The following is a 20998-nucleotide window of genomic DNA, read 5'->3' as shown; positions in this document are numbered from 1 at the left end:
CGTGACCGTCGACAGGCAGCGTGTCGAGCGACTGACCAGAGAGCTGCTCGAAGCGATCGGTGAGGATCCCGACCGCCCGGGGCTCAAGCAGACCCCTTCGCGGATGGCCGAGCTGTACTCCGAGTTCTTCGAGGGAGTCGGGGAGGATGCCGCCGAGCCGCTCGCGCGCACCATCAGCGTCGCCCGCGGACCCGCACCCGACACCCTGCCTTCCGGGGCCGTGCTGCTGCGCGACATCCGTTTCCGCTCGGTCTGCGAGCACCACCTGCTGCCCTTCGCCGGGCATGCGCACATCGCGTACCTCCCCGGCGAGCAGGTCGTCGGCCTCGGTGCGCTCGTGCGCGTGGTCGAGATCCTGGCCGCCCGTCCGCAGGTGCAGGAGCGTCTCGGCGAGCAGATCGCCGACACGATCGCGGAGCACCTCGACACCCGGGGAGTCCTCGTCGTGCTCGACGCCTCCCACGGCTGCGTCACCATGCGCGGCGGACGGCAGCCCGAAGCGTCGACCCTCACGATCGCGGCGCGCGGGGAGTACACGGACGCTGCCGCCAGGACCGAGCTGATCACGCTGATCGGCGCGTCGGCGGGGCCCGGAGCAGCGCACTGATGACGAGCATCTGGGGCATCGTCAACGTCACCCCCGACTCCTTCAGCGACGGCGGCCGTTACCTCGACGTCGATCGGGCGGTCGCCCACGGTCTGAGGCTGCGCGCAGAAGGCGCGGCGGTGCTCGACATCGGCGGCGAGTCGACCAGGCCCGGCGCCGATCGCGTCGGGGCCGACATCGAGCAGCAACGGGTGATCCCGGTCATCGAGCAGCTGGCCGCAGCGGGCGCACCCGTCAGCATCGACACGCTGAGCGCCGCCACGGCCGCGGCCGCCGTGCGGGCGGGGGCGAGGATCGTGAACGACGTCTCCGGAGGACTCGCCGATCCCGACATGCGGGCGGCCGTCGCCGAGTCCGGTGCGGATTTCGCGATCGGGCATTGGCGCGGCTTCTCCGAGGACATGTACGCGAACGCCGAGTACCGACGGGTCGCCCGTGAGGTCGCCGGCGAGCTCCAGGAGCGCATCGGCGAGGCCGCGGCATCCGGCATCGCCCCGTCGCGGCTGATCGTCGACCCGGGCATCGGGTTCGCGAAGGCGGGTGCGCAGAACTGGGAGGTGCTGCGCGGTCTCGACGAGATCGTCGCCCTCGGTCCGCGGGTGCTCGTCGGCACGTCGCGCAAGCGCTTCCTGGCCGAGACGCTGCGTCAGGATGCCGGGACGGATGACGAGGTCTCCGAGCGCCGTCGCGACCTCGCGACCGCGGTGACCAGTGCCCTCGCGGCGCGCGCGGGCGTCTGGGCCGTGCGGGTGCACGATGTCGCCGGCACGCGCGACGCGCTCGCCGTCGCGCACGCCTGGGAAGGCTGAGGGCGTGGCGGGACGATCCCCGTACGCTAGAGACATGGATTCCCTCGACGAGATCGTCCTCACCGGTCTGACCGTCTTCGGCCGTCACGGCGTGTACGAGCACGAGCGGGAGGACGGACAGGAGTTCACGATCGACCTGCACCTGCGCCTCTCGCTGGAGCAGGCCGCGTCGACCGACGATGTGGCGGACACCGTGCACTACGGGGAGCTGGCCGAGAAGGTCGCAGCCGTCGTCGCCGGTGACCCGGTGAACCTGATCGAGACCCTCGCGGAGCGCATCGCCGCCGTCGGGCTGGAAGACCCCCGCGTGCAGGACGTGACCGTGACGGTGCACAAGCCGCACGCCCCGATCGCGCTGAGCTTCGCCGATGTCGCCGTCACCGTGCACCGCACGCGGACGCCCGACACGCTGGAGGACATCACCGCATGAGCCGCAACCTCGCGAAACCGCCCGAGATCCCGGGCCCTCGACCAGGACGCCCCGAGACCGTCGCGGTGGTCGCACTGGGAGCCAACCTCGGCGATCGTCAGAAGACCATCCGCGCGGCCGCCGATCGGATCGCGCGGCTGCCCCTGGTCAGCGACGTGCGTCTCTCCCGGCTGTTCGAGACGGTCGCGCTCCGGCTCGACGGCCCTGACCCCGAAGCGCCGGGCTACGTCAACGCCGTCGCGCTGGTGACCACGCGCCTCGCCCCCGAGATCCTCCTCGGGATGCTGCACGCCATCGAAGACGAGAACGGCCGGGAACGCCGGGAGCGCTGGGGCGACCGCACCCTCGACCTCGACCTCATCGCGTACGGCGACGTCGTCTCGGACGAACCCTCCCTGCAGCTGCCGCATCCGCGCGCCGCGGAGCGACTGTTCGTGCTCGATCCCTGGCAGGACGTCGACCCGGATGCGGAGCTGTTCGGCCGCGGCAGAGTGGCCGATCTCGCGGCCGAGCTGCATGCCCGGGGCGACGGATGAGGCGTACCTCGGTCGGTCTCCTCGTCGTCCTCGCGCTGATCGCGGGAGGCGGCGGGTTCCTGCTCGACCACCTGCTCACCGCGGCAGGGCGGGTCACGTTCACTCCGTCCCTGCTGCTGCCGGTGCTCCTTCTGCTGATCGCGGCCGCATCGCTCGGAGTCGCCTGGCCGGTGCGGCGCAGCGTGCGCTCAGGCGTTCGCATCGATCCGTTCCGTGCGCTCAGAGCGGCGACGCTCGCACGGGCCTCGAGCCTGCTCGGCGCCATCATGGCGGGCTTCGGCGCCGGACTGCTGGTGTTCCTCCTGTCGCGCCCCGTCGTTCCACAGGTAGGGTCGACTGTGGCCATGCTGGCCCTGATCGCGAGCGCGATCGTCCTCGTGATCGCCGCGCTCGTCGCCGAACAGTTCTGTACCCTGCCGAAGGATCCTGATGACTCAGAACCCAGAGACCGCGCCCCTGAACCCGGCGGAGGGCACTGACCTCGACGCCCTCGACAACGGGACGTACACGCAGCTGCGCACGGCTCGGAACGAGGCTCGGCTGGAACTCGACGGCAAGTGGCACCAGATCTCGCCGCGCTACGTGGTCTCCCAGATCGTGCAGAACGCGATCTTCCTCGTGATCGTCGCGGTCGCTGCCGTCGTGCTGAACGTGGTGCTGCACCAGACATGGGTGTGGATCCCCGCAGGCGTCATCCTGCTGATCACCCTGATCACGCTCATCATCCTCCCGCGTCAGGCGAAGGCGATCGGCTACATGCTCCGCGCCGATGACATCGTCTTCCGCAAAGGCATCCTCTGGCAGCGCATGATCGCCGTGCCCTACGGCCGCATGCAGCTCGTGGACATCACCCAGGGTCCGCTCGATCGCGCATTCGGCGTCACCCAGCTCAAGATGGTGACGGCCGCCGCGACGACCGGTGTGCAGATTCCGGGACTCACCCAGGATGCGGCGGAGGCGCTGCGCGACACCCTCATCCACGTCGCCGAGACCCGCCGGACCGGCCTGTGAGCGAGCCGCAGCTCCCTCTCTCGCCGAGTGCTCAGGCACCTGCCGGCGAGCCGTCGACGACCCTCGCGAACGGCGAGTGGCACCGGATGCATCCGCTCACCCCGCTCTTCAAGGGCGGGCTGGCGCTGATCATCATCGCCGGTATCGTGATCGCGAACATGCGGGATCGCCTCATCACGTGGGTGGTGGCGCTCTTCGCTCCGGAGGAGGCGCACTACGGCGACTACAGCGGGGGCGACCCCGTCGACTGGGTGCTCTCGAACAACCTGATCCTGGTCGCGCTGCTCAGCGTGCTGGGACTCGTCGTGGTGCTGGTGCTGATCTTCTGGTTCGTCTGGCGATTCCAGCAGTTCCGGATCACGGGCGACCACGTCGAGGTCCGCAAGGGACTGATCTTCCGCTCCCACCGCCGCGCACCTCTCGACCGCGTGCAGGGGGTCAACCTGACCCGCCCGTTCCCGGCCCGCATCATCGGTCTCGCGAAGCTCGAGGTCGTCGGCGCCGGAAACGACGCGAACGTCGAGCTGGAATACCTCGCCACGCCCCGCGCCGAGTCCGTGCGGGCAGACATCCTGCGCCTGGCCTCCGGCGCGCGGGCCGCTCGCCATGCGGCTCTGAACCCCGGCGCCGTGGGGACGGATGGGGCGGCTCCGACCGTGTCGGCATCCGCTCGCGCCCAGCTCGTGGGGTCGATGAACGCAGGTGTCACCGGACTCATCACCGGTGTCGATCTCGCCGATGTCGTCCCGGAGAGCGTCGTGAAGATCCCGACCGGTCGCCTGGTCGGTTCCCAGCTGATCTCGGGGCTGCTGTGGTTCGTGTTCTTCGGCGCGATCTTCGCGATCGCGATCGGCAGCGCGACGATCGGCATGATCGCCGACGGCGACACGGGCGGCGGCGTCGTGCTTCTGGGGCTCGGCTTCGGCATGGGCGTGCCGATGGTCATCGCGGTCGTCGGTATCACCTGGGCGCAGATCTCGAAGTCGCTGCGCTACTCGATCGCTCCGACGCCGGACGGCGTGCGGATCACCTACGGTCTTCTGACGACCGTGACCGAGACGCTCCCACCCGGCCGGATCTTCGCGGTCGAGGTCTCGCAGTCGCTGCTGTGGCGCCCCTTCGGCTGGTGGTCCATCAAGATCAACCGGATGAGCGGCAAGAGTGCAGCCCAGCAGTCCTCCGGCAGCGGTCAGCAGTTCAACGTGGTGCTGCCCGTCGGCAAGCGCGCCGACGTCGAGCGCGTTCTCGCTCTGGTGCTTCCGGATGTGCCGCCGGAGAGCATCCCCGCCCTCTGGGATCAGGGCGTCGTCGGTCCCGCCGAGGGCGACGACCCCTACCGCACCATGCCTCGCCGCGCGTGGTGGCGGCGGCCCTTCTCGTGGAAGCGCCACGGCTACACGGTGGCCGACTTCGGCCTGCTGCTGCGCCGAGGCGTCGTATGGCGCAAGCTCGCGGTGTTCCCCCTCGCCCGCCTGCAGGGCGTCTCCCTCAACCAGGGCCCGATCGACCGGAAGCAGCGCGTCTCCGGTGCGCAGGTGCACACCGTGCCCGGACCCATCACGGGGTATCTCTCCGGACTCGAGCGCGCCGACGCGCTGGCGCTGCTCAACGACGTCAGTCGTGCGGCCGCAGAGGCGGCATCGCGTGACACGACCCATCGGTGGAGCGAGCACGCGGCGGCTCCTGTGGCGCCTCCGGTAGCTCCGCCTCCGTACACGGGTGCGCCGCCGGTGGCTCCGCCTCCGTACACGGGTGCGCCGCCGGTGGCTCCGCCTCCGTACACGGGTGCGCCGCCGGTGGCTCCGCCTCCGTACACGGGTGCGCCGCCGGTCTCGCCGACTCCGCCTCCCCTGACGCCGCCTGCGCCGCCGACGGGGTCTCCGGTCGTGTCGCCTCCCGTGCCTCCGAGTCTCCCGCCCATGCCTCCGGTGACCCCGCCGCCTGCACCGCCTACTCAGACGGGGGAGTGACGGTGGTCCGTGACGGCCGCCTGGGCGTCGGCATCATCGGTGCGGGACGAGTCGGACCGGTGGTCGGTGCGGCGCTCGGCGGTGCGGGACATGCCGTCATCGGAATCACGAGCGGATCCGACGACGAGCGGGCATCGGCCGTGCTGCCGGACGTTCCGGTGCTCGAAGCGCTGGAAGTCGTGCGTCGAGCCGAGCTCGTGATCATCGCGGTCCCTTCGGACCAGTTGCCTTCGCTGGTCGCGGGCATCGCAGAAGTCGGCGGATGGCAGATCGGGCAGCTCGTGCTGCACACCGATCCCGCCTACGGCATCGATGTGTTGCGTCCCGCAGCCGAGCGCGGGGCGATCCCCCTCGCCGTGCACCCGGCCATCACCTTCACCGGCACTTCGATCGACCTCCGTCAGCTGCAGGCCGGGTTCGCGGCCGTGACGGCGCCGGCCGCGGTGCTGCCGATCGCGCAGGCGCTCGCTGTGGAGATGGGATGCGAGCCGGTCGTGATCGCTGAGGCGGACCGGCCTGCCTACGCGGATGCCATCGCCACGGCCACCGAGTTCTCACGGTCGATCATCGGCCAGTCGACGGCGCGGCTGCGCGAGATCGGTGTCGAGAACCCCGGCGGCTATCTGTCGGCGCTCGTGCAGTCGACGGTGGAACGGGCTCTGCGCGAGGCATCCGACGTGCCGCCGCTGGTCTGAGCGCGCCGAGTCGTCACCGACCGCCCGAGAAGCCTCCGCCTCCGCCGCCCCCGGAGAAGCCTCCGCCGAACGATCCGCCCGCGCTCGACGAGCTGCTCGCCGAGGGGGCCGAGTACGTCGCCGCCGAGTGCGACGACGCCATGAACGCCGCGAGCTGTGCGCGAAGCGCGAAAGACGTGGGGTCGCCGATCCAGGTCGGGCCGTGCTGCTCGCGCGTGTATGCCTGCTCGAGCACGTCTCCCCATTCGCGCTCCATGCCGAAGAGCATCGCGTAGGGGAGAAGTCGCTCGTACACGTGGATGACGTCGGCGCTGCCGTCCTGCCGACGCTCGGCGCCGCGGTACGACTGCAGCATGCGCAGACGATCGGCTTCGGCGACCCGGATGAACTCCTTCACGCCCTCCAGGTACTCGTACGCCTGTGCTCCCTCGGCGGTGAGGACCGTGTGCTTCGAGAACGCATAGAGGCTCGAGAGCAGCACGAGGAATGCGCCGAAGGAGATCGCGACGAGTGCGGGGATCGCGGAGAGCCGACCGGTCGCCGCTCCCCAGATCCCGAGCACCAGACCGACGGCGGCGATGCCGATCGCGCACCACTGCAGGATCATGGCGCCGCGACTGCGCACCTTCTCGGTGAGGCCGCGGTTCTGCGCTTCGGTCGTCCCGCTCTGCTGGAGCGCGGTCATTCGCGCCGCGAAGGCTTCGTCGGCGGCGGGGAGATCGACCACGTCGTCGGCGTCGAGGAAGAGCGCGTCGAGGGCATCGGCATCGAGCTGGTCGGGGACACGCGCACCGGGCGAACGGCGCAACCGGGGTTCTTCGGCTTCGGCTCCCTCCTCGATGCGAAGGGCTCCTCTGACGGCGAGGTGCACGATCTCGGACGGGATCACGTCCTTGGGCCCGGGAACGATGGCGGCGGCGAGCAGCGGCGGCAGCGAATCCGGCACGTCGTACTGCGCGACGACGATGCCGGTGGCGGTGCGCCGACGGCGGGCGAACGCCGAGACGGCGACCCAGCTGCCGGCCGACACCCCGAGCGCGCCGACAGCAGCGACGATCGGAACGACGTCGGCGACCGGGTCCGGTGTGCGGGCCAGGGGCTGAACGACCGTGTCCGGTTCGAAGCCGATGGCGACGGTCACCCCGTCGCCGGCGGGCAGAGCGCCCGATTCGACACGGAACGTCGCGTCGCCGCCGTCGCTGGTCGGACCGTCCAGCTCGCACTCGTCCTGCGAGCCGGAAGGGCCCGTGTAGCAGCGGGTGGCCCCATTGAGCGCGGCACTCATCGCGGAGTCGAACACGACCTCGGCGCGGAAGCGGTCGATGGGCTGAGTGCTGTCGAGGGGGAGCAGATCCCAGTAGAACTCGTCGGCCGGCGGCGCCGACGATCCTGCTTCCGGCTCGGTCGCGAGGATCACATCGCGCATCTCGTACTCGATCACGTAGGTTCTGAGCCCCTGCACGTAGTCGTCGTCATTGCCGGTGAGCACGAGGAGGAGCCCGTCCTCCTCGTCGGTCTCGTGCGGTACCTCTTCGCCGTTCTCGTCGGTGACGGACAGGAGCGTGGTCTCGGTGCTCGCTCCTTCATACGAGGTCACCAGCCCGCGGACGATGCCGTGGTTCTGGTCGAAGTCCGGGAAGCGGGCCACCAGAGTCTCGGTCACGTGCATGCGTGCGCGGCCCTCGTCATCGAGGCCGATCTCGTACACGGCGTCCCATGAGCTGTACGAGAAGTCGTCGACATCGGTGGCTGCCGACGCAGGCCGAAGCGACGATGAGGCCGCGGCGGGATCACCATCGGATGCGACCGCAGCTGCGGCAGGGAAGGCGACCCCCGCAACGGCGAGGGAGAGTGCAGCGAACGCGCGGAGGATCCGTGTGTGGGCCATTCTTCGAGGCTACCCAGCCTGCGCCGAGGTGCGGGGCGCCGCCTCGGTAAACTGGGAGGGACTTCCAAGGAGCCCCGCACATGACTGACGCGTCCGCCGCGCCCGAATCGGCCTCGACCGACCCTTCCCTCGACGACGTCCACGAGCAGAAGGCCGTGCGACTCGCCAAGCGCGAGCGCCTGATCGAGAAGCGGACGGATGCCGGCGGCGGGGCGTTCCCGGTCGCCGTTCCGGTCACCCACACCATTCCGGCGCTGCGTGCGGAGTACGGCGCTCTCGAGGCCGGCGCCGAGACCGGAGTCGTCGTCGGCGTCGCGGGGAGAGTCGTCTTCAGCCGCAACACCGGCAAGCTCTGCTTCGCCACTTTGCAGGCCGGCGACGGCGCGCGCATCCAGGCGATGATCTCCCTGGCGAACGTCGGCGAGGAGTCGCTCGCGGATTGGAAGGAGTACGTCGACCTGGGTGACCACGTCTTCGTGCACGGTGAGGTCATCTCCAGCCGCCGGGGTGAGCTGTCGATCATGGCGGACGGCTGGGCGATCGCGTCGAAGGCCATCCTGCCGCTCCCCAACGCCTACTCCGAGCTCAGCGAGGAAGGTCGCGTGCGCAGCCGCTACCTCGACCTGATCGTCCGGGAGCAGGCGCGCAACACGGTCCGTGCTCGCGCCGCGGTGAACGCGAGCCTGCGCTCGACCTTCACGAGCCACGACTACCTCGAAGTGGAGACCCCGATGCTGCAGGTGCAGCACGGTGGGGCCTCCGCTCGCCCGTTCATCACGCACTCGAACGCCTTCGACACCGACCTTTACCTGCGCATCGCGCCGGAGCTGTACCTCAAGCGTGCGGTCGTCGGCGGTATCGAGCGGGTCTTCGAGATCAACCGGAACTTCCGCAACGAGGGCGCCGACTCCACGCACAGCCCGGAGTTCGCGATGCTCGAGGCCTACCAGGCGTACGGCGACTACAACCAGATGGCCGCGCTCACGCAGGAACTCGTGCAGAAGGCGGCGATCGCCGTTTCGGGTTCCACGACGGTGACCTGGGCGGACGGGACCGACTACGACCTGGGCGGCGAGTGGGACCGTATCTCGATGTACGAGTCGCTTTCGGCTGCCTCGGGTCGCACCGTCACTCCGCAGGACTCCGTCGAAGACCTCATCGCCTTCGCAGAGGAGAGCGGGGTCGACCTTCCTCCGCAGGCCACCCACGGAAAGCTCGTCGAGGAGCTGTGGGAGCACTTCGTGAAGGGTGACCTCGTTCGCCCGACGTTCGTGATGGATTTCCCGGTCGACACCTCGCCGCTGGTCCGCGAGCACCGCTCGATCGCCGGCGTCGTCGAGAAGTGGGACCTGTACATCCGTGGCTTCGAGCTGGCAACCGGATACTCCGAGCTGGTCGACCCCGTGATCCAGCGCGAGCGATTCGTCGAGCAGGCGAAGCTCGCCGCGCGCGGCGACGTCGAGGCGATGCCCGTCGACGACGAGTTCCTTCGGGCCCTCGAGCACGGCATGCCGCCGTCGGGCGGAATGGGAATGGGGATCGACCGACTGCTCATGGCGATCACCGGACTCGGCATCCGCGAGACCATCCTCTTCCCGCTGGTCAAGTAGCCCGCACCGCCCACGCTCACGCCGACGGGCCTCTGCGGAACGCCCATTCCGGCAGCATCGCACCGCCGATCATCGTCTCCAGCAGTGCGGCGAGGGAGTAGCGCGGGTCGATCTCGCGCACCATCTCGAGGTAGCGGCCGGCGTGGGTCGCGCGTCCGAGCGCCCAGGACAACCACGCCGCCGCGGTGAGCGGCGCCGGTCGCGCGCCTCGAGGGGCACGAGCGGCGGCCTCGCGGACGACGGAGAGCGCCCGCTTCAACCGATCGACGTCGGGGGCCGGGCCCTGCCCCAGGAACACCCGGCCCACCTCATCGGGAACCATGGTGCCGGACTCGGCGAACGCGGTCTGGGCGTCGAGCGTGCGGATGCCGCCCTCGAGGTCGGTCGCCCATTGGCCGATCGCCACATCGCGCAGCAGAGGACGCTCCAGACACCACAGCAGCGCTGCCGTCGCGAACGGCGGAAGGCCGTCGGGGGCCGCCAGCACGGACTCGAAGAAGGCGGGGATGTCTTCGAGCAGCACGAGCGCCGCGATCAGCTGCGGATTCTCCCGACCGGTGAGGCGCCCATGCACCTTTCGGTCGAGCACGGCGGCGAGTTCGAGCGCCGCGCGCCCGACGCGCTCCGTCTCTGCGAGATCGACCGCGGGGAGGCCGGCCCCGGCGGATTGATCACCGGAGACGTCGTCCACGGTCGGAAGGTCGGGCGGGCTGCAGATCTGCGCGAGCGGTCGGAGCTCGGGTTCGTCCTCGAGGTAGCTCGACCATCCGGATGGGGTCACGCACAGCGCGTCGACCACGCGGAGGCCGGCGTCCTCGGCGCATCCGAGCACCTCATCGATGGCGACCGCGTGCGGAAGAACGAGGCCGTCGCGGGTGGCCTGCGGCTCGTCGTCGGTGTAGACGACCACCGCGACGGCATCCGTCCCTGCGACCCGGGCGAGCAAGCCGACCGCCGCATCGGCGTACGCCTCCAGATCGGTGCCGTCGTGCGGGAGGTCGAGACGCATCGCTCCGTCTGTCCTCGTGCCGCGGAAGGGGAGCAGCACGATGCTCCGGCGCGGAGTGAAGCCCGCGAGGGAGGGGACGACGCCGAGGAAGGTGGAGGAATCGGTGGCGCGGAGAACTGTTGTCATGCCGAGAGTGTTGCCGACCGGACTGCTCGCCGGAGGAGAAACGGGTGGCTGTGGACGCAGATCCTGGGAGACGACGAATGTGCACGAAGAGTCGCTCGCGTACGATGGGGAGATGGAGAACTTCTGGGTCGCCGCCGCATGGTCGCTTCTGCCGACCGTCGGGGTGAGCATCGTGTTCTTCTTCGTGGTCCGCGGCATCCTGCGCTTCGATCGCACCGAGCGCAAGGTACACGCGCAGATCGAGGCCGAGGAGCGCGCCGCACGGGGCCTTCCGCCGCGCGCCTGAGTCCGACCCATCCGCTACTGTGAAGCCAGCGCACCGGCACCGGGGCGCTGCGAACGTGATGGTCACTGCGGTGGCGAGGGGGCACGATGACTGCGGAGACCTGGGGATGGTGGTTCGCCGCCTTCCTGCTGGTGCTCGACATCATCATCCGTGTCACGGCGATCATCGTCATCCCCCGCAACCGTCGCCCCACCGCCGCGATGGCCTGGCTCCTCGCCGTGTTCTTCATCCCGTTCGTCGGGGTCTTCCTGTTCCTCGTGATCGGCAACCCGCGGCTGCCGCGTGCGCGAAGGCGCAAGCAGGATCAGATCAACGAGTACATCGCCGAGACCAGCGAGCACCTGCACTTCGGCACGCTCCGCCCGAACGCCCCGGCCTGGTTCGGCCCGATCGTGCAGATGAACCAGAGGCTGGGCGCACTGCCGCTCTCCGGTGACAACGGCGCCCACCTGATCTCCGACTATCAGGAATCGCTCGACGAGATGGCCGAGGCCATCCGCACGGCGAAGGACTACGTGCACGTGGAGTTCTACATCCTGCAGTCGGATACGGCCACCGACAACTTCTTCCGCGCCCTCGAAGAGGTCTCGGCGCGCGGCGTCGAGGTCCGCGTGCTGCTCGACCACTGGGCGAACCGCGGCAAGCCCCGGTACAAGCAGACCGTCGCGCGGCTCAACGCGATGGGTGCGGACTGGCACCTGATGCTCCCCGTGCAGCCGCTCAAGGGGAAGATGCAGCGCCCCGACCTGCGCAACCACCGCAAGCTCCTCGTCGTCGACGGCAACATCGCCTTCCTCGGGTCGCAGAACATCACCGACTCGACGTACAACCTGAAGAAGAACATCAAGCGCGGTCTGCACTGGGTCGATCTCATGGTCCGCCTCGACGGCCCCGTGGTGCTGAGCGTGAACGCGATCTTCGTGGCCGACTGGTACAGCGAGACCGACACGGTGCTCGAGGGCATCGACATCGCCCACGCGAACATCGGCTCGGGCGACCTCGACTGCCAGGTGGTCCCTTCCGGACCCGGGTTCGAGGTCGAGAACAACCTCCGCCTCTTCCTCGGCCTGCTCTATGCGGCGAAGAAGAAGATCATGATCGTCAGCCCCTACTTCGTGCCGGACGAGGCGCTCCTCCTCGCGGTGACCGCCGCCGTCGACCGCGGGGTGCAGGTCGAGCTCTTCGTCTCGGAAGAGGGCGATCAGGCGATGGTCTATCACGCGCAGCGCAGCTACTACGAGGTGCTGCTGAAAGCCGGCGTCCGCATCTGGATGTATCGCAAGCCGTACATCCTGCACACCAAGACCCTGACGATCGACGACGAGGTCGCGGTCATCGGCTCGAGCAACATGGACATGCGCTCCTTCGGCCTGAACCTCGAGGTGTCCATGCTGGTGCGCGGCGAGGAGTTCGTCTCCGAGATGCGCGAGGTCGAGGACAAGTACCGATCGCTCAGCCGCGAGCTGACGCTGGAGGAGTGGATGCAGCAGCCGCTCCGGTCCACCGTGCTCGACAACCTCGCTCGTCTCACCTCCGCGCTGCAGTAGGACCGGACTATCCCGGCGATATCTTCGCGGGCTACCCTGTGAGCATGACCTCCGTGCTGCGTCCTCTCGTGTCCGTCGTCGGCCTCGTCGCCGCTGCGCTCCTGGTCGCAGGGTGCACGGCGGGGCCAGGAGCAGAGACGCCGACCAGCTCTCCTGCTCCGAGCGCAGGCAACGCGGATGATCAGAACGACTTCGAGGGTGCGCTGCTCGACGATGGACGGATGTTCGCCGTCATCACGTGGGGATCGTCGACGTGCGTTCCCCAGGTGGACGAGGTCGCGGCTCAGGGGCAGACCGTGAGCATGACGCTCGTCGATCCCGAGGGGGACGGCGAAGAGAAGGCCTGCACGGCCGATCTCGCCCCGCGGGCGACCATCGGCGCACTGCCCGAAGGGGTGGACCCGAAGTCCGAGATCACGCTGCAGATCAGCTACGGCGACCTCACCGAAGATGTCGACCTGGACGGAGACCCGAACGCCACCGGCACCCCCGGCACCTCGACGGAGTTCCAGCCGTCCGCCGGATGGTTCGACGACGACGGCCTCGTGCTGCTCACATGGGGTTCGTCATCCTGCCCGCCGGTGGTCGAGTCCCTCGAAGGGGCGGGCAATGCCGGCACGGCCACCTTCGTGACCGACGACACCCAGGTCTGCACGATGGACATGGCGCCGCGCGCGACCATCCTCGCCTTCGGCGAGGACACGATCGAGGACGACGGCACCTTCACCCTCACCCTGGTCGGCGGCGGGCTCGACGGCACGGTCGAGGTCCGCTAGCCGCAGGAAGGAGTCCGGTGCTCAGAGGATGTGCACCGGATGGCCGTAGGGGAGCGCCAGCAGCAGAGCGCCGGGATCGGCCCTGCAGGTGATGCGCACGGCCTCGCCGAACTCATCGCCGTCGAGCTCGATCGGGATCGGGTCGGGGGCTGCGGCTTCTGCGACCGCCCCGTGGAAATAGTGCACCGAGGCGTTCTTCCCCCGGCGTTCGAGTACCCGGCGTCCGGCGCGGAACCGTCGCAGCACGGAGTTGTCCCACCAGATCTTCCGCCACACCGCGAACCAGCCGAGGACTCCGGTGGGCTGGATGACGGCGACGTCGAGAGCGGCGTCGGTGATGGAGGCTTCGGGGATCAGCGAGATGCCGGCCGGGAGGGTGCCGCAGTTCGCGAAGAGGATGCTGTAGGCCTTGTGCGAATGCAGGCGCCCGTCGTCGATCTGATAGACCGCGCGGAACGGCTTGGCGCGAGGCAGCGACCGCGCTGCGCCGTCGACGTAGGCGATCCACCCCACGGACTTCTTCAGGTCGGAACGCGTGTTCGCGATCATGTCCGCGTCCAGGCCCATTCCGGCGAGCACCACGAATGCATGCTCGGCCTCTTCGCCGTCCTCGCGGGTGAGTCGCGCCCAGCCGATGTCGATCGGATGCCGGAAGTCTCCGAGAGCCGCGCGGATCATCTCCGCCGGGTCGGCGAGCGGCAGCCCGAGGTTGCGGGCGAGGAGGTTGCCTGTTCCGCTCGGCAGGATCGCCAACGGCACGCCGGTGTTCGCGATCGCCTCGGACACCGCACGGACGGTTCCGTCGCCGCCCGCGACGAGCACCACGTCCACGCCGCGCCCGAGCGCCTGGGCGGTGGCATGCTGCCCGGCATCCTCGACCGTCGTGGGGTAGAAGGCCGGATGCGCCCACCCCGCGTCGCGGGAGAGATCGCGCACCGTGGCGCGCAGCTGCTTGCCATCGACTTTGATCGGGTTGTAGACGAGCGCCGCCTGTCGTTGGGCGGGGGCGCTGGTGGTCATGGCGCTACTCTAAGCCGGGATGTGCCCAGGGGCTCTCATCCGGAACGAATGACTCCGTTCGGGTGCGACGAGAAGCGTGAGCGTGACTCCGAGGTTGCTGCACGCCCTCTCGGCGGGGGACCCCGTCGTCCCCTGCGCGCGACGGTCCGACGGGCGCGCGGATCAGGCGCGGGGCCCGCTCACGGCCCCGGCAGCGCACCGTAGACTTGGTGGATGATCGACCTCGCACTCCTCCGCGAAAACCCGGAGATCGTCCGCCGCTCGCAGGCTGCTCGTGGAAACGACCAGAGCACCGTCGACGTCGCACTCGAGGCCGATCGATCGCGCCGCGCAGCGCTCGCCGCGTTCGAGGAGCTGCGCGCCGAGCAGAACGCCTTCGGCAAGCAGGTCGCGAAGGCCCCCAAGGACGAGAAGGCGGCGCTCGTCGCGCAGGCGAAGGACCTCGCCGAGCGGGTCAAGCAGGCTCAGCACGCGGCGAACGAGGCCGCCGAGGCGGCATCCGTAGCTCTCGCGCGGATCGAGAACGTCGTGATCGACGGTGTCCCGGCCGGTGGCGAGGCGGACTTCGTCGAGCTGCGCCGTGTCGGAGACGTCCCGGCGTTCGACTTCGAGCCGCGTGACCACCTCGAGCTGGGGGAGATCCTCGGCGCCATCGACATGGAGCGTGGCGCGAAGGTGTCGGGAGCGCGCTTCTACTTCCTCCGCGGCATCGGAGCCCGCCTCGAGATCGCGCTCATGAACCTCGCGCTCGACAAGGCGCTGCAGAACGGTTTCGTGCCGCTGATCACCCCGACGCTCGTGCGTCCGGAGATCATGCAGGGCACCGGGTTCCTCGGTGAGCACGCCGACGAGGTCTACCACCTCGACAAGGACGACGACCTGTATCTGGTCGGCACCAGCGAAGTGGCCCTCGCCGGATACCACAAGGACGAGATCGTCGACCTCGCGGACGGCGCGCTCCGCTACGCCGGCTGGTCGACCTGCTATCGCCGCGAGGCGGGGTCGCACGGCAAGGACACCCGCGGCATCATGCGCGTGCACCAGTTCAACAAACTCGAGATGTTCGTCTACACGACGGCGGAGGATGCCGAAGCGGAACACCTTCGCCTGGTCGCGCTGCAGGAGGAGATGCTGACCTCCCTCGGCCTCGCCTACCGGGTGATCGACGTCGCCGCGGGAGATCTCGGCTCCAGCGCCGCCCGCAAGTACGACATCGAGGCCTGGGTTCCCACGCAGGGGGCGTTCCGCGAGCTCACGTCGACCTCGAACTGCACGACGTACCAGGCGCGCCGCCTCGATGTCCGGTACCGTCCGGTCGTCGACGCCGCCGATGGCGCCGGCGCCGCGCAGGGTGCGGCGAAGACGCAGCCCGTCGCCACGTTGAACGGCACCCTGGCCACCACGCGCTGGATCGTCGCGCTGCTCGAGACGCACCAGCAGGCGGACGGGTCCGTGCGCGTTCCGGAGATCCTGCGCCCCTACCTGGGGGGCCTCGAAGTGATCCAGCCGCTGGCCGGCGGGCGGGCCGCCAGATGACAGCGCCCTGGCTGGTCGGCCTCGACGTCGACGGCACGATCATCCTGCAGGACGAGACCATGAGTCCCGGTGTCCCCGAAGCGATCGCCCGGGTGCGCGACGCGGGTCACGTCGTCACCATCGCCACGGGACGCAGCTGGATGGCCACCCGGCGCTACGTCGAGGAGCTCGGTCTGATCGCCGACTACGTCGTGTGCTCCAACGGCGCCGTGACGATGCGGCGTGCGGGCGACGACTGGGAGCGCTGGAACGTCGAGACCTTCGACCCGACGCCGGTCCTCGGGCTGCTCCGCGACCGGCTTCCCGAGGCCAGATACATGGTCGAGCTCGCCTCGGGGCAGCGGCTCTACACCGAGCAGCTCGACGATTGGACGCTCGACGGCGGGCGACAGGTCGACTTCGACGAGCTCGGAGCACTGCCCGTCTCGCGCATCGTGGTCGTCTCGCCCGGCCATGACGAAGACGACTTCCACCGTCTGGTGGCGGACGCCGGTCTCAACGAGGTGTCGTACGCGATCGGCTGGACGGCCTGGCTGGACATCGCGCCGCAGGGCGTCGACAAGGGCACGGCGCTGGAGCAGGTGCGCACCGAGCTCGGCCTCGACGGCCAGCGCATCCTCGTCGCGGGTGACGGGCGCAACGACATCGGCATGTTCGGCTGGGCCCGCTCTCTGGGCGGTCGGGCAGTGGCGATGGGGCAGGCTCCGGACGAGGTGAAGGATGCGGCCGGCGAGGTCACCACGGACGTCGTGGACGGCGGTCTCGCCCGGGCACTCGACACGCTTCCAGCCCCCGCCCAGGTCAACGCGGGAGAATAGAACTCGGCTAGACTCACGCCTGGTCGACAGAAGCGTCTGTCGGGAGGGTTGTCCGAGCGGCCGATGGAGCTGGTCTTGAAAACCAGTGGGCAGAGATGTCTCGTGGGTTCGAATCCCACACCCTCCGCATACTGAGCACGATGACCCCGCATCGACGCTGAATCCGAAAGGGCCCGAGTGAGCGAGAACACCCGACGCCGTCATACCATCGCGCGACACGGACAGCAGCGGACCCCGGGAACGGTCGGCCAGCTGCTGAAGTTCATCGCGATCGGACTGGCCGTGGTGCTCGTCAGCGGGTTCGGAGTCGGAGCCTACATCCTCTACGACTTCTCGAGCACGGTCTCCGCGAACGCGGTCGATCTCGAGGGTCAGGAAGATCTGCCGCCGGACATCGGCGAGTACAAGGGCGGATTCAACCTCGTCCTCACGGGTGTGGACACCTGCGAGGAGAAGTACAAGGACCTCTTCGGCGACCGCTGCACCGGTCGCGACGCCGGGGGCACTCTCAACGACGTGAACCTGTTGGTGCACGTCTCGCAGGAGCCGCGGCGCATCACCGTCGTCAGCTTCCCCCGCGACCTGATGATCCCGATTCCGGAATGCACGGACGATGACGGCAACGTGCACTCGGCCATGAGCAAGCAGCCGCTCAACACGGCGTACACGGACGGCGGCCTGAACTGCGTCGCCAAGACCATCTCCGAGCTCACCGGGCAGGAGATCCAGTTCGCCGCGTCGGTGACGTTCGGCGGCGTGATCGAGATCACGAACGCGATCGGCGGCGTCGAGGTCTGCCTCGCCAACCCCATCAAGGACCGGTACACCGGCCTCGACATGGATGCCGGCATGCACTACCTGCAGGGCCTGGAGGCGCTGCAGTTCCTGCGCACGCGGCACGGCGTCGGCGACGGCAGCGACCTGGGCCGGATCGGCAACCAGCAGCAGTACATGACGGTGCTGGCCCGCGCGCTGATCAGCACCGACACGCTCGGCAACGTTCCCGTGATGCTGAAGCTCGCCAACATCGGTCTCAACAACCTCGAGACCAGCACCTCGCTCGCCGACCCGATGAAGATCGTGCAGATCGCGCTGGCCGTGAAGTCGGTGCCGTTCGAGGACATCGTCTTCCTCCAGTACCCGACGGTCGGCGATAGTGCGGACCCGAACAAGGTGGTCCCCAACCAGCAGGCCGCGTCGGTGATGTGGGAAGCGATCGAGGCGAACGCGCAGCTGCAGATCACGCATCAGAACAACAGCAACGACGGTGTCGTCGTGCAGGAGCCCGCGGCTCCGGTCGATGGGGCGACTCCGGATCCCGACGCGACGCCGTCGACCGTGGTCGCGCTTCCCGACTCGATCAAGGGCAACTCGGCCGCGCAGCAGACCTGCTCGAACGGCAACGTCCGCTGAGTTCGAGCGAGATTCACGCAACCTGCTTGCGCTGAGATGCAAGATCTTGCGTAAGCTGACCCCATGTCGAAGCGACTGGCCGAGGTGGCCCGCAAGGTCGGTGTGAGTGAAGCCACGGTCAGCCGTGTGCTCAACGACAAGCCCGGTGTGTCCGATGCCACGCGGCAGGCGGTCCTGACCGCCCTGGATGTCCTCGGTTACGAGCGACCGACGAAGCTGCGCGGTGAACGCGCCCGCTTGGTCGGGCTGGTTCTCCCTGAGCTGCAGAACCCGATCTTCCCGGCGTTCGCGGAGATCGTCGGAGGAGCGCTCACGCAGAACGGCTACACGCCTCTGCTCTGCACGCAGAACGCGGGCGGCGTGACGGAGTCGGACTACGTCGATCTGCTCCTCGCGCAACAGGTGTCCGGAGTCATCTTCCTCGGCGGCAACTACACGCAGGCGGATGCGGCGCACGAACACTACGAGCGGCTGCGTCAGGTCAACCTGCCGACCGTGCTCGTCAACGCCCGCGTGCCGGAGCTGCAGTTCGCGACGGTGTCGACCGATGATGCGGCGGCGGCCGAGCAGGCGGTGCTGCACGTGCACCAGCTGGGGCATCGCCGGATCGGGCTGCTGCTGGGCCCGCAGGATCACGTCCCCTCTCAGCGCAAGCTCGACTCCGCGCGGAGACTGCTCGAGTCGCTCGGAGCTCCGTTGGCGGACGACCTCGTCGTGCGGGGGATGTACTCGCTCGAGTCGGGGCAGGCCGGGGCGACGCGTCTTCTCGCCGCGGGCGCCACGGCGATCGTGTGCGCGAGTGATCCGATGGCGCTCGGAGCCGTGCGCGCGGCTCGTCGGGCCGGCCTCACGGTGCCGGGGGACGTGAGCATCGTCGGGTTCGACGATTCGGCGCTGATGAGCTGCACGGAGCCGCCTCTCACGACGGTCCGTCAGCCGATCGAGTCGATGGGTCGCGCGGTGATCGCTCTGCTGCTCGCACAGATCGCCGGCACTGCGCAGCCGAGTGACGAGCTGCTGTTCGAGCCGGAGCTGGTGCTGCGCGCCTCGACGGGTCCGCTGGCCTGATCGCATCCGTCGCCGGCCCACACGGGCCGACCTTCCGCATGCCCGCAAGTGATCGTAATTTTCCTACTTTCTGTTTAGTTCTTGCGTCAAAACAAAAGAAAAGCTACATTCGACTCATCGCCACCGACGACGAGGAGTTCCGTGGACACTGATGTTCTGCGCACGGCGGCGCCCGCCCGCACCCTGACGATGCCCGCGGGGGAGGACTGGTGGCGCACAGCCGTCATCTACCAGGTGTACGTGCGCAGCTTCGCGGACGGCAACGGCGACGGCATCGGCGATCTCGCCGGGGTCCGCTCCCGGCTGCCGTACCTCAAGAGCCTCGGAGTCGACGCGCTCTGGTTCACCCCCTGGTACCAGAGCCCGCTCGCCGACGGCGGCTACGACGTTCAGGACTACCGGCAGATCGACCCTCGCTTCGGGACGCTCGAGGAGGCGGAGCAGCTGATCGCGGAGGCGCTCGAGCTCGGCATCCGCACGATCGTCGACATCGTGCCGAATCACATCTCCGACCAGCACGAGTGGTTCCAGCAGGCGCTGGCCGCGGGACCGGGCAGCCCCGAGCGCGAGCGCTTCTGGTTCCACCCCGGCCGCGGCGATCAGGGCGACGGCATCCCGACCAACTGGGTCTCGAGCTTCCAGGGAGAGACCTGGTCGCGGACGACGAACCCCGACGGCACCGTCGGCGAGTGGTACCTGCACCTGTTCACTCCGCAGCAGCCCGATCTCAACTGGAACCACCCCGACGTGCGCAGAGAGCACGAAGACGTCCTCCGGTTCTGGTTCGACCGCGGGGTCGCCGGCGTCCGCATCGATTCCGCGGCCCTTCCCGTCAAGGATGCGGAGCTGCCCGATCTGCCGCCGGGCACCGCTCCGACGGCAGGGCATCCGCACATCGATCGTGACGAACTGCACGACATCTACCGCGACTGGCGTGCCGTCGCGGACGAATACGACGGCGAACGCGTGCTCGTCGGCGAGGTGTGGCTCGACGATGCCGAGCGCTTCGCCCGGTATCTGCGCCCCGGCGAGATGCACACCGCTTTCAACTTCGGCTTCATGACCCAGCCGTGGAGCGCGCAGGCCATGCGCGACTCCATCACGCGCACGCTCGCGGAGCACGCTCCGGTCGGTGCTCCCGCGACCTGGGTGCTCTCGAACCATGACATCACCCGACCTGTCACGCGATACGGGCAGGCTGATTCCTCGTTCGCGTTCGAGCGCAAGCGGTTCGGCACCGCGACCGACGCCGCACGAGGAGCGCGCCGAGCCCGGGCTGCCGCTCTCCTCGTGGCCGCACTGCCGGGGAGCCTGTACATCTACCAGGGCGACGAGCTCGGTCTTCCCGAGGTCGAGCTTCCGCTCGATGCGATCGAAGACCCGATGCACTTCCGCTCGGGCGGCGTCGACCCCGGACGGGACGGATGTCGCGTGCCGCTGCCCTGGGCGGGCGATACGAGCCCCTACGGCTTCGGTGGAGCCCCGTGGCTTCCGCAACCGGCGGACTGGGCGGCGCTCGCGGTCGATGCGCAAGACCGCGACCCCGACTCGACCCTGAACCTGTACCGCGCAGCGATCGCGTTGCGTCGCCGTCTCGACGACCTCGCCGGAAGCGATCTGGAGTGGCTCGAGCTCGGCGCCGATGTCCTCGCGTTCCGACGCGGCGACGGCACCGTCAGCATCACCAATCTCGGCGCGGCCGCGGTTCCGTTGCCCGCGCATCACGAGGTGCTCCTCGCCAGCGCGTCCCTGGACGGCGTGCTGCCCCCCGATGCCACAGCCTGGCTCGCTCTCCGAGCCGCCCCCGAGCACTCCTCGCGAGCGCAGAAGTAAGCCCTGCACC

The 20998-nt window shown here is 69.1% G+C and carries 20 protein-coding genes and 1 tRNA gene; 18 read left to right on the top strand and 3 right to left on the bottom strand.

Annotated elements, in window-relative coordinates; translation table 11 throughout:
- Position 1 precedes the first annotated feature (1 nt).
- The 8 genes from folE to CQ045_RS05920 are packed head-to-tail and all read left to right on the top strand — an operon-like array spanning position 2 to position 6058.
- Positions 2-607 (top strand): GTP cyclohydrolase I, encoded by a 606-nt coding sequence (gene folE / locus CQ045_RS05955; RefSeq protein WP_105721750.1) that lies wholly within the window; start codon positions 2-4, stop codon positions 605-607.
- A complete protein-coding gene (gene folP, locus CQ045_RS05950) occupies positions 607-1416 on the top strand; it encodes a dihydropteroate synthase (protein WP_105721749.1) in 810 nt (269 codons plus the stop codon). Before folE ends, folP begins: the two co-directional genes overlap by 1 nt.
- Positions 1417-1450: 34 nt before the next feature.
- Positions 1451-1846 carry a dihydroneopterin aldolase gene (gene folB, locus CQ045_RS05945; protein WP_105721748.1) on the top strand — a complete coding sequence of 132 codons (396 nt, stop codon included), beginning with the start codon at positions 1451-1453 and terminating at the stop codon, positions 1844-1846.
- Positions 1843-2382: a 2-amino-4-hydroxy-6-hydroxymethyldihydropteridine diphosphokinase gene (gene folK, locus CQ045_RS05940; RefSeq protein WP_105721747.1), complete on the top strand. Its 540-nt coding sequence runs from the start codon at positions 1843-1845 to the stop codon at positions 2380-2382. The genes folB and folK overlap by 4 nt, the downstream gene beginning before the upstream one ends.
- Positions 2379-2861 (top strand): DUF3180 domain-containing protein, encoded by a 483-nt coding sequence (locus tag CQ045_RS05935; RefSeq protein WP_105721746.1) that lies wholly within the window; start codon positions 2379-2381, stop codon positions 2859-2861. The genes folK and CQ045_RS05935 overlap by 4 nt, the downstream gene beginning before the upstream one ends.
- Complete coding sequence (locus tag CQ045_RS05930) at positions 2812-3393, top strand: PH domain-containing protein (RefSeq protein ID WP_105721745.1); 582 nt, start codon at positions 2812-2814, stop codon at positions 3391-3393. Before CQ045_RS05935 ends, CQ045_RS05930 begins: the two co-directional genes overlap by 50 nt.
- Positions 3390-5363: a PH domain-containing protein gene (locus CQ045_RS05925; protein WP_105721744.1), complete on the top strand. Its 1974-nt coding sequence runs from the start codon at positions 3390-3392 to the stop codon at positions 5361-5363. The genes CQ045_RS05930 and CQ045_RS05925 overlap by 4 nt, the downstream gene beginning before the upstream one ends.
- Positions 5364-5365: 2 nt before the next feature.
- The gene (locus CQ045_RS05920; protein ID WP_105721743.1) at positions 5366-6058 is read left to right on the top strand and encodes a DUF2520 domain-containing protein; all 693 of its coding nucleotides are present in this window, start codon (positions 5366-5368) and stop codon (positions 6056-6058) included.
- Positions 6059-6071: 13 nt separating this feature from the next.
- Here CQ045_RS05920 and CQ045_RS05915 read toward each other — a convergent pair whose 3' ends face one another.
- On the bottom strand, positions 6072-7946 hold the full coding sequence (locus CQ045_RS05915) for a DUF2207 domain-containing protein (RefSeq protein ID WP_105721742.1): 1875 nt from the start codon (positions 7944-7946) through the stop codon (positions 6072-6074).
- Between the two features lie 80 nt (positions 7947-8026).
- On the opposite strand from CQ045_RS05915, the gene lysS reads away from it, so the two are divergent.
- A complete protein-coding gene (lysS, locus tag CQ045_RS05910; protein ID WP_105721741.1) occupies positions 8027-9556 on the top strand; it encodes a lysine--tRNA ligase in 1530 nt (509 codons plus the stop codon).
- 16 nt (positions 9557-9572) lie between these two features.
- Here lysS and CQ045_RS05905 read toward each other — a convergent pair whose 3' ends face one another.
- Positions 9573-10691, bottom strand: a complete 1119-nt coding sequence (locus CQ045_RS05905) for a DUF4192 family protein (protein ID WP_105721740.1) — start codon at positions 10689-10691, stop codon at positions 9573-9575.
- 112 nt (positions 10692-10803) lie between these two features.
- On the opposite strand from CQ045_RS05905, the gene CQ045_RS18770 reads away from it, so the two are divergent.
- The 3 genes from CQ045_RS18770 to CQ045_RS05890 all read left to right on the top strand — a co-directional run bounded on the left by CQ045_RS18770 (position 10804) and on the right by CQ045_RS05890 (position 13300).
- A complete protein-coding gene (locus CQ045_RS18770; protein WP_181156457.1) occupies positions 10804-10977 on the top strand; it encodes a hypothetical protein in 174 nt (57 codons plus the stop codon).
- A gap of 86 nt (positions 10978-11063) precedes the next feature.
- A complete protein-coding gene (cls, locus tag CQ045_RS05895; RefSeq protein WP_105721738.1) occupies positions 11064-12524 on the top strand; it encodes a cardiolipin synthase in 1461 nt (486 codons plus the stop codon).
- Between the two features lie 44 nt (positions 12525-12568).
- Positions 12569-13300 carry a hypothetical protein gene (locus CQ045_RS05890; protein WP_105721737.1) on the top strand — a complete coding sequence of 244 codons (732 nt, stop codon included), beginning with the start codon at positions 12569-12571 and terminating at the stop codon, positions 13298-13300.
- Between the two features lie 21 nt (positions 13301-13321).
- Here CQ045_RS05890 and CQ045_RS05885 read toward each other — a convergent pair whose 3' ends face one another.
- Positions 13322-14320, bottom strand: coding sequence for a diacylglycerol kinase family protein (locus tag CQ045_RS05885; RefSeq protein WP_105721736.1), 999 nt, complete (start codon positions 14318-14320; stop codon positions 13322-13324).
- Between the two features lie 213 nt (positions 14321-14533).
- On the opposite strand from CQ045_RS05885, the gene serS reads away from it, so the two are divergent.
- The 6 genes from serS to CQ045_RS05855 all read left to right on the top strand — a co-directional run bounded on the left by serS (position 14534) and on the right by CQ045_RS05855 (position 20988).
- The gene (gene serS / locus CQ045_RS05880; protein WP_105721735.1) at positions 14534-15856 is read left to right on the top strand and encodes a serine--tRNA ligase; all 1323 of its coding nucleotides are present in this window, start codon (positions 14534-14536) and stop codon (positions 15854-15856) included.
- The gene (locus tag CQ045_RS05875) at positions 15853-16674 is read left to right on the top strand and encodes an HAD family hydrolase (RefSeq protein WP_105721734.1); all 822 of its coding nucleotides are present in this window, start codon (positions 15853-15855) and stop codon (positions 16672-16674) included. Before serS ends, CQ045_RS05875 begins: the two co-directional genes overlap by 4 nt.
- A gap of 42 nt (positions 16675-16716) precedes the next feature.
- Positions 16717-16801, top strand: a tRNA-Ser gene (locus CQ045_RS05870).
- Between the two features lie 50 nt (positions 16802-16851).
- Positions 16852-18087: an LCP family protein gene (locus CQ045_RS05865; RefSeq protein WP_105721733.1), complete on the top strand. Its 1236-nt coding sequence runs from the start codon at positions 16852-16854 to the stop codon at positions 18085-18087.
- Between the two features lie 63 nt (positions 18088-18150).
- The gene (locus CQ045_RS05860; RefSeq protein ID WP_105721732.1) at positions 18151-19155 is read left to right on the top strand and encodes a LacI family DNA-binding transcriptional regulator; all 1005 of its coding nucleotides are present in this window, start codon (positions 18151-18153) and stop codon (positions 19153-19155) included.
- Positions 19156-19344: 189 nt separating this feature from the next.
- Positions 19345-20988: a glycoside hydrolase family 13 protein gene (locus tag CQ045_RS05855; protein WP_181156478.1), complete on the top strand. Its 1644-nt coding sequence runs from the start codon at positions 19345-19347 to the stop codon at positions 20986-20988.
- The last annotated feature ends 10 nt before the right edge of the window (positions 20989-20998 follow it).

It is taken from the genome of Microbacterium sp. MYb66 (assembly GCF_002979435.1).
Lineage (GTDB): Bacteria > Actinomycetota > Actinomycetes > Actinomycetales > Microbacteriaceae > Microbacterium.
The sequence above is the reverse complement of the archived record's forward strand: the minus strand, read 5'-3'. Positions and strand labels throughout refer to the sequence as shown.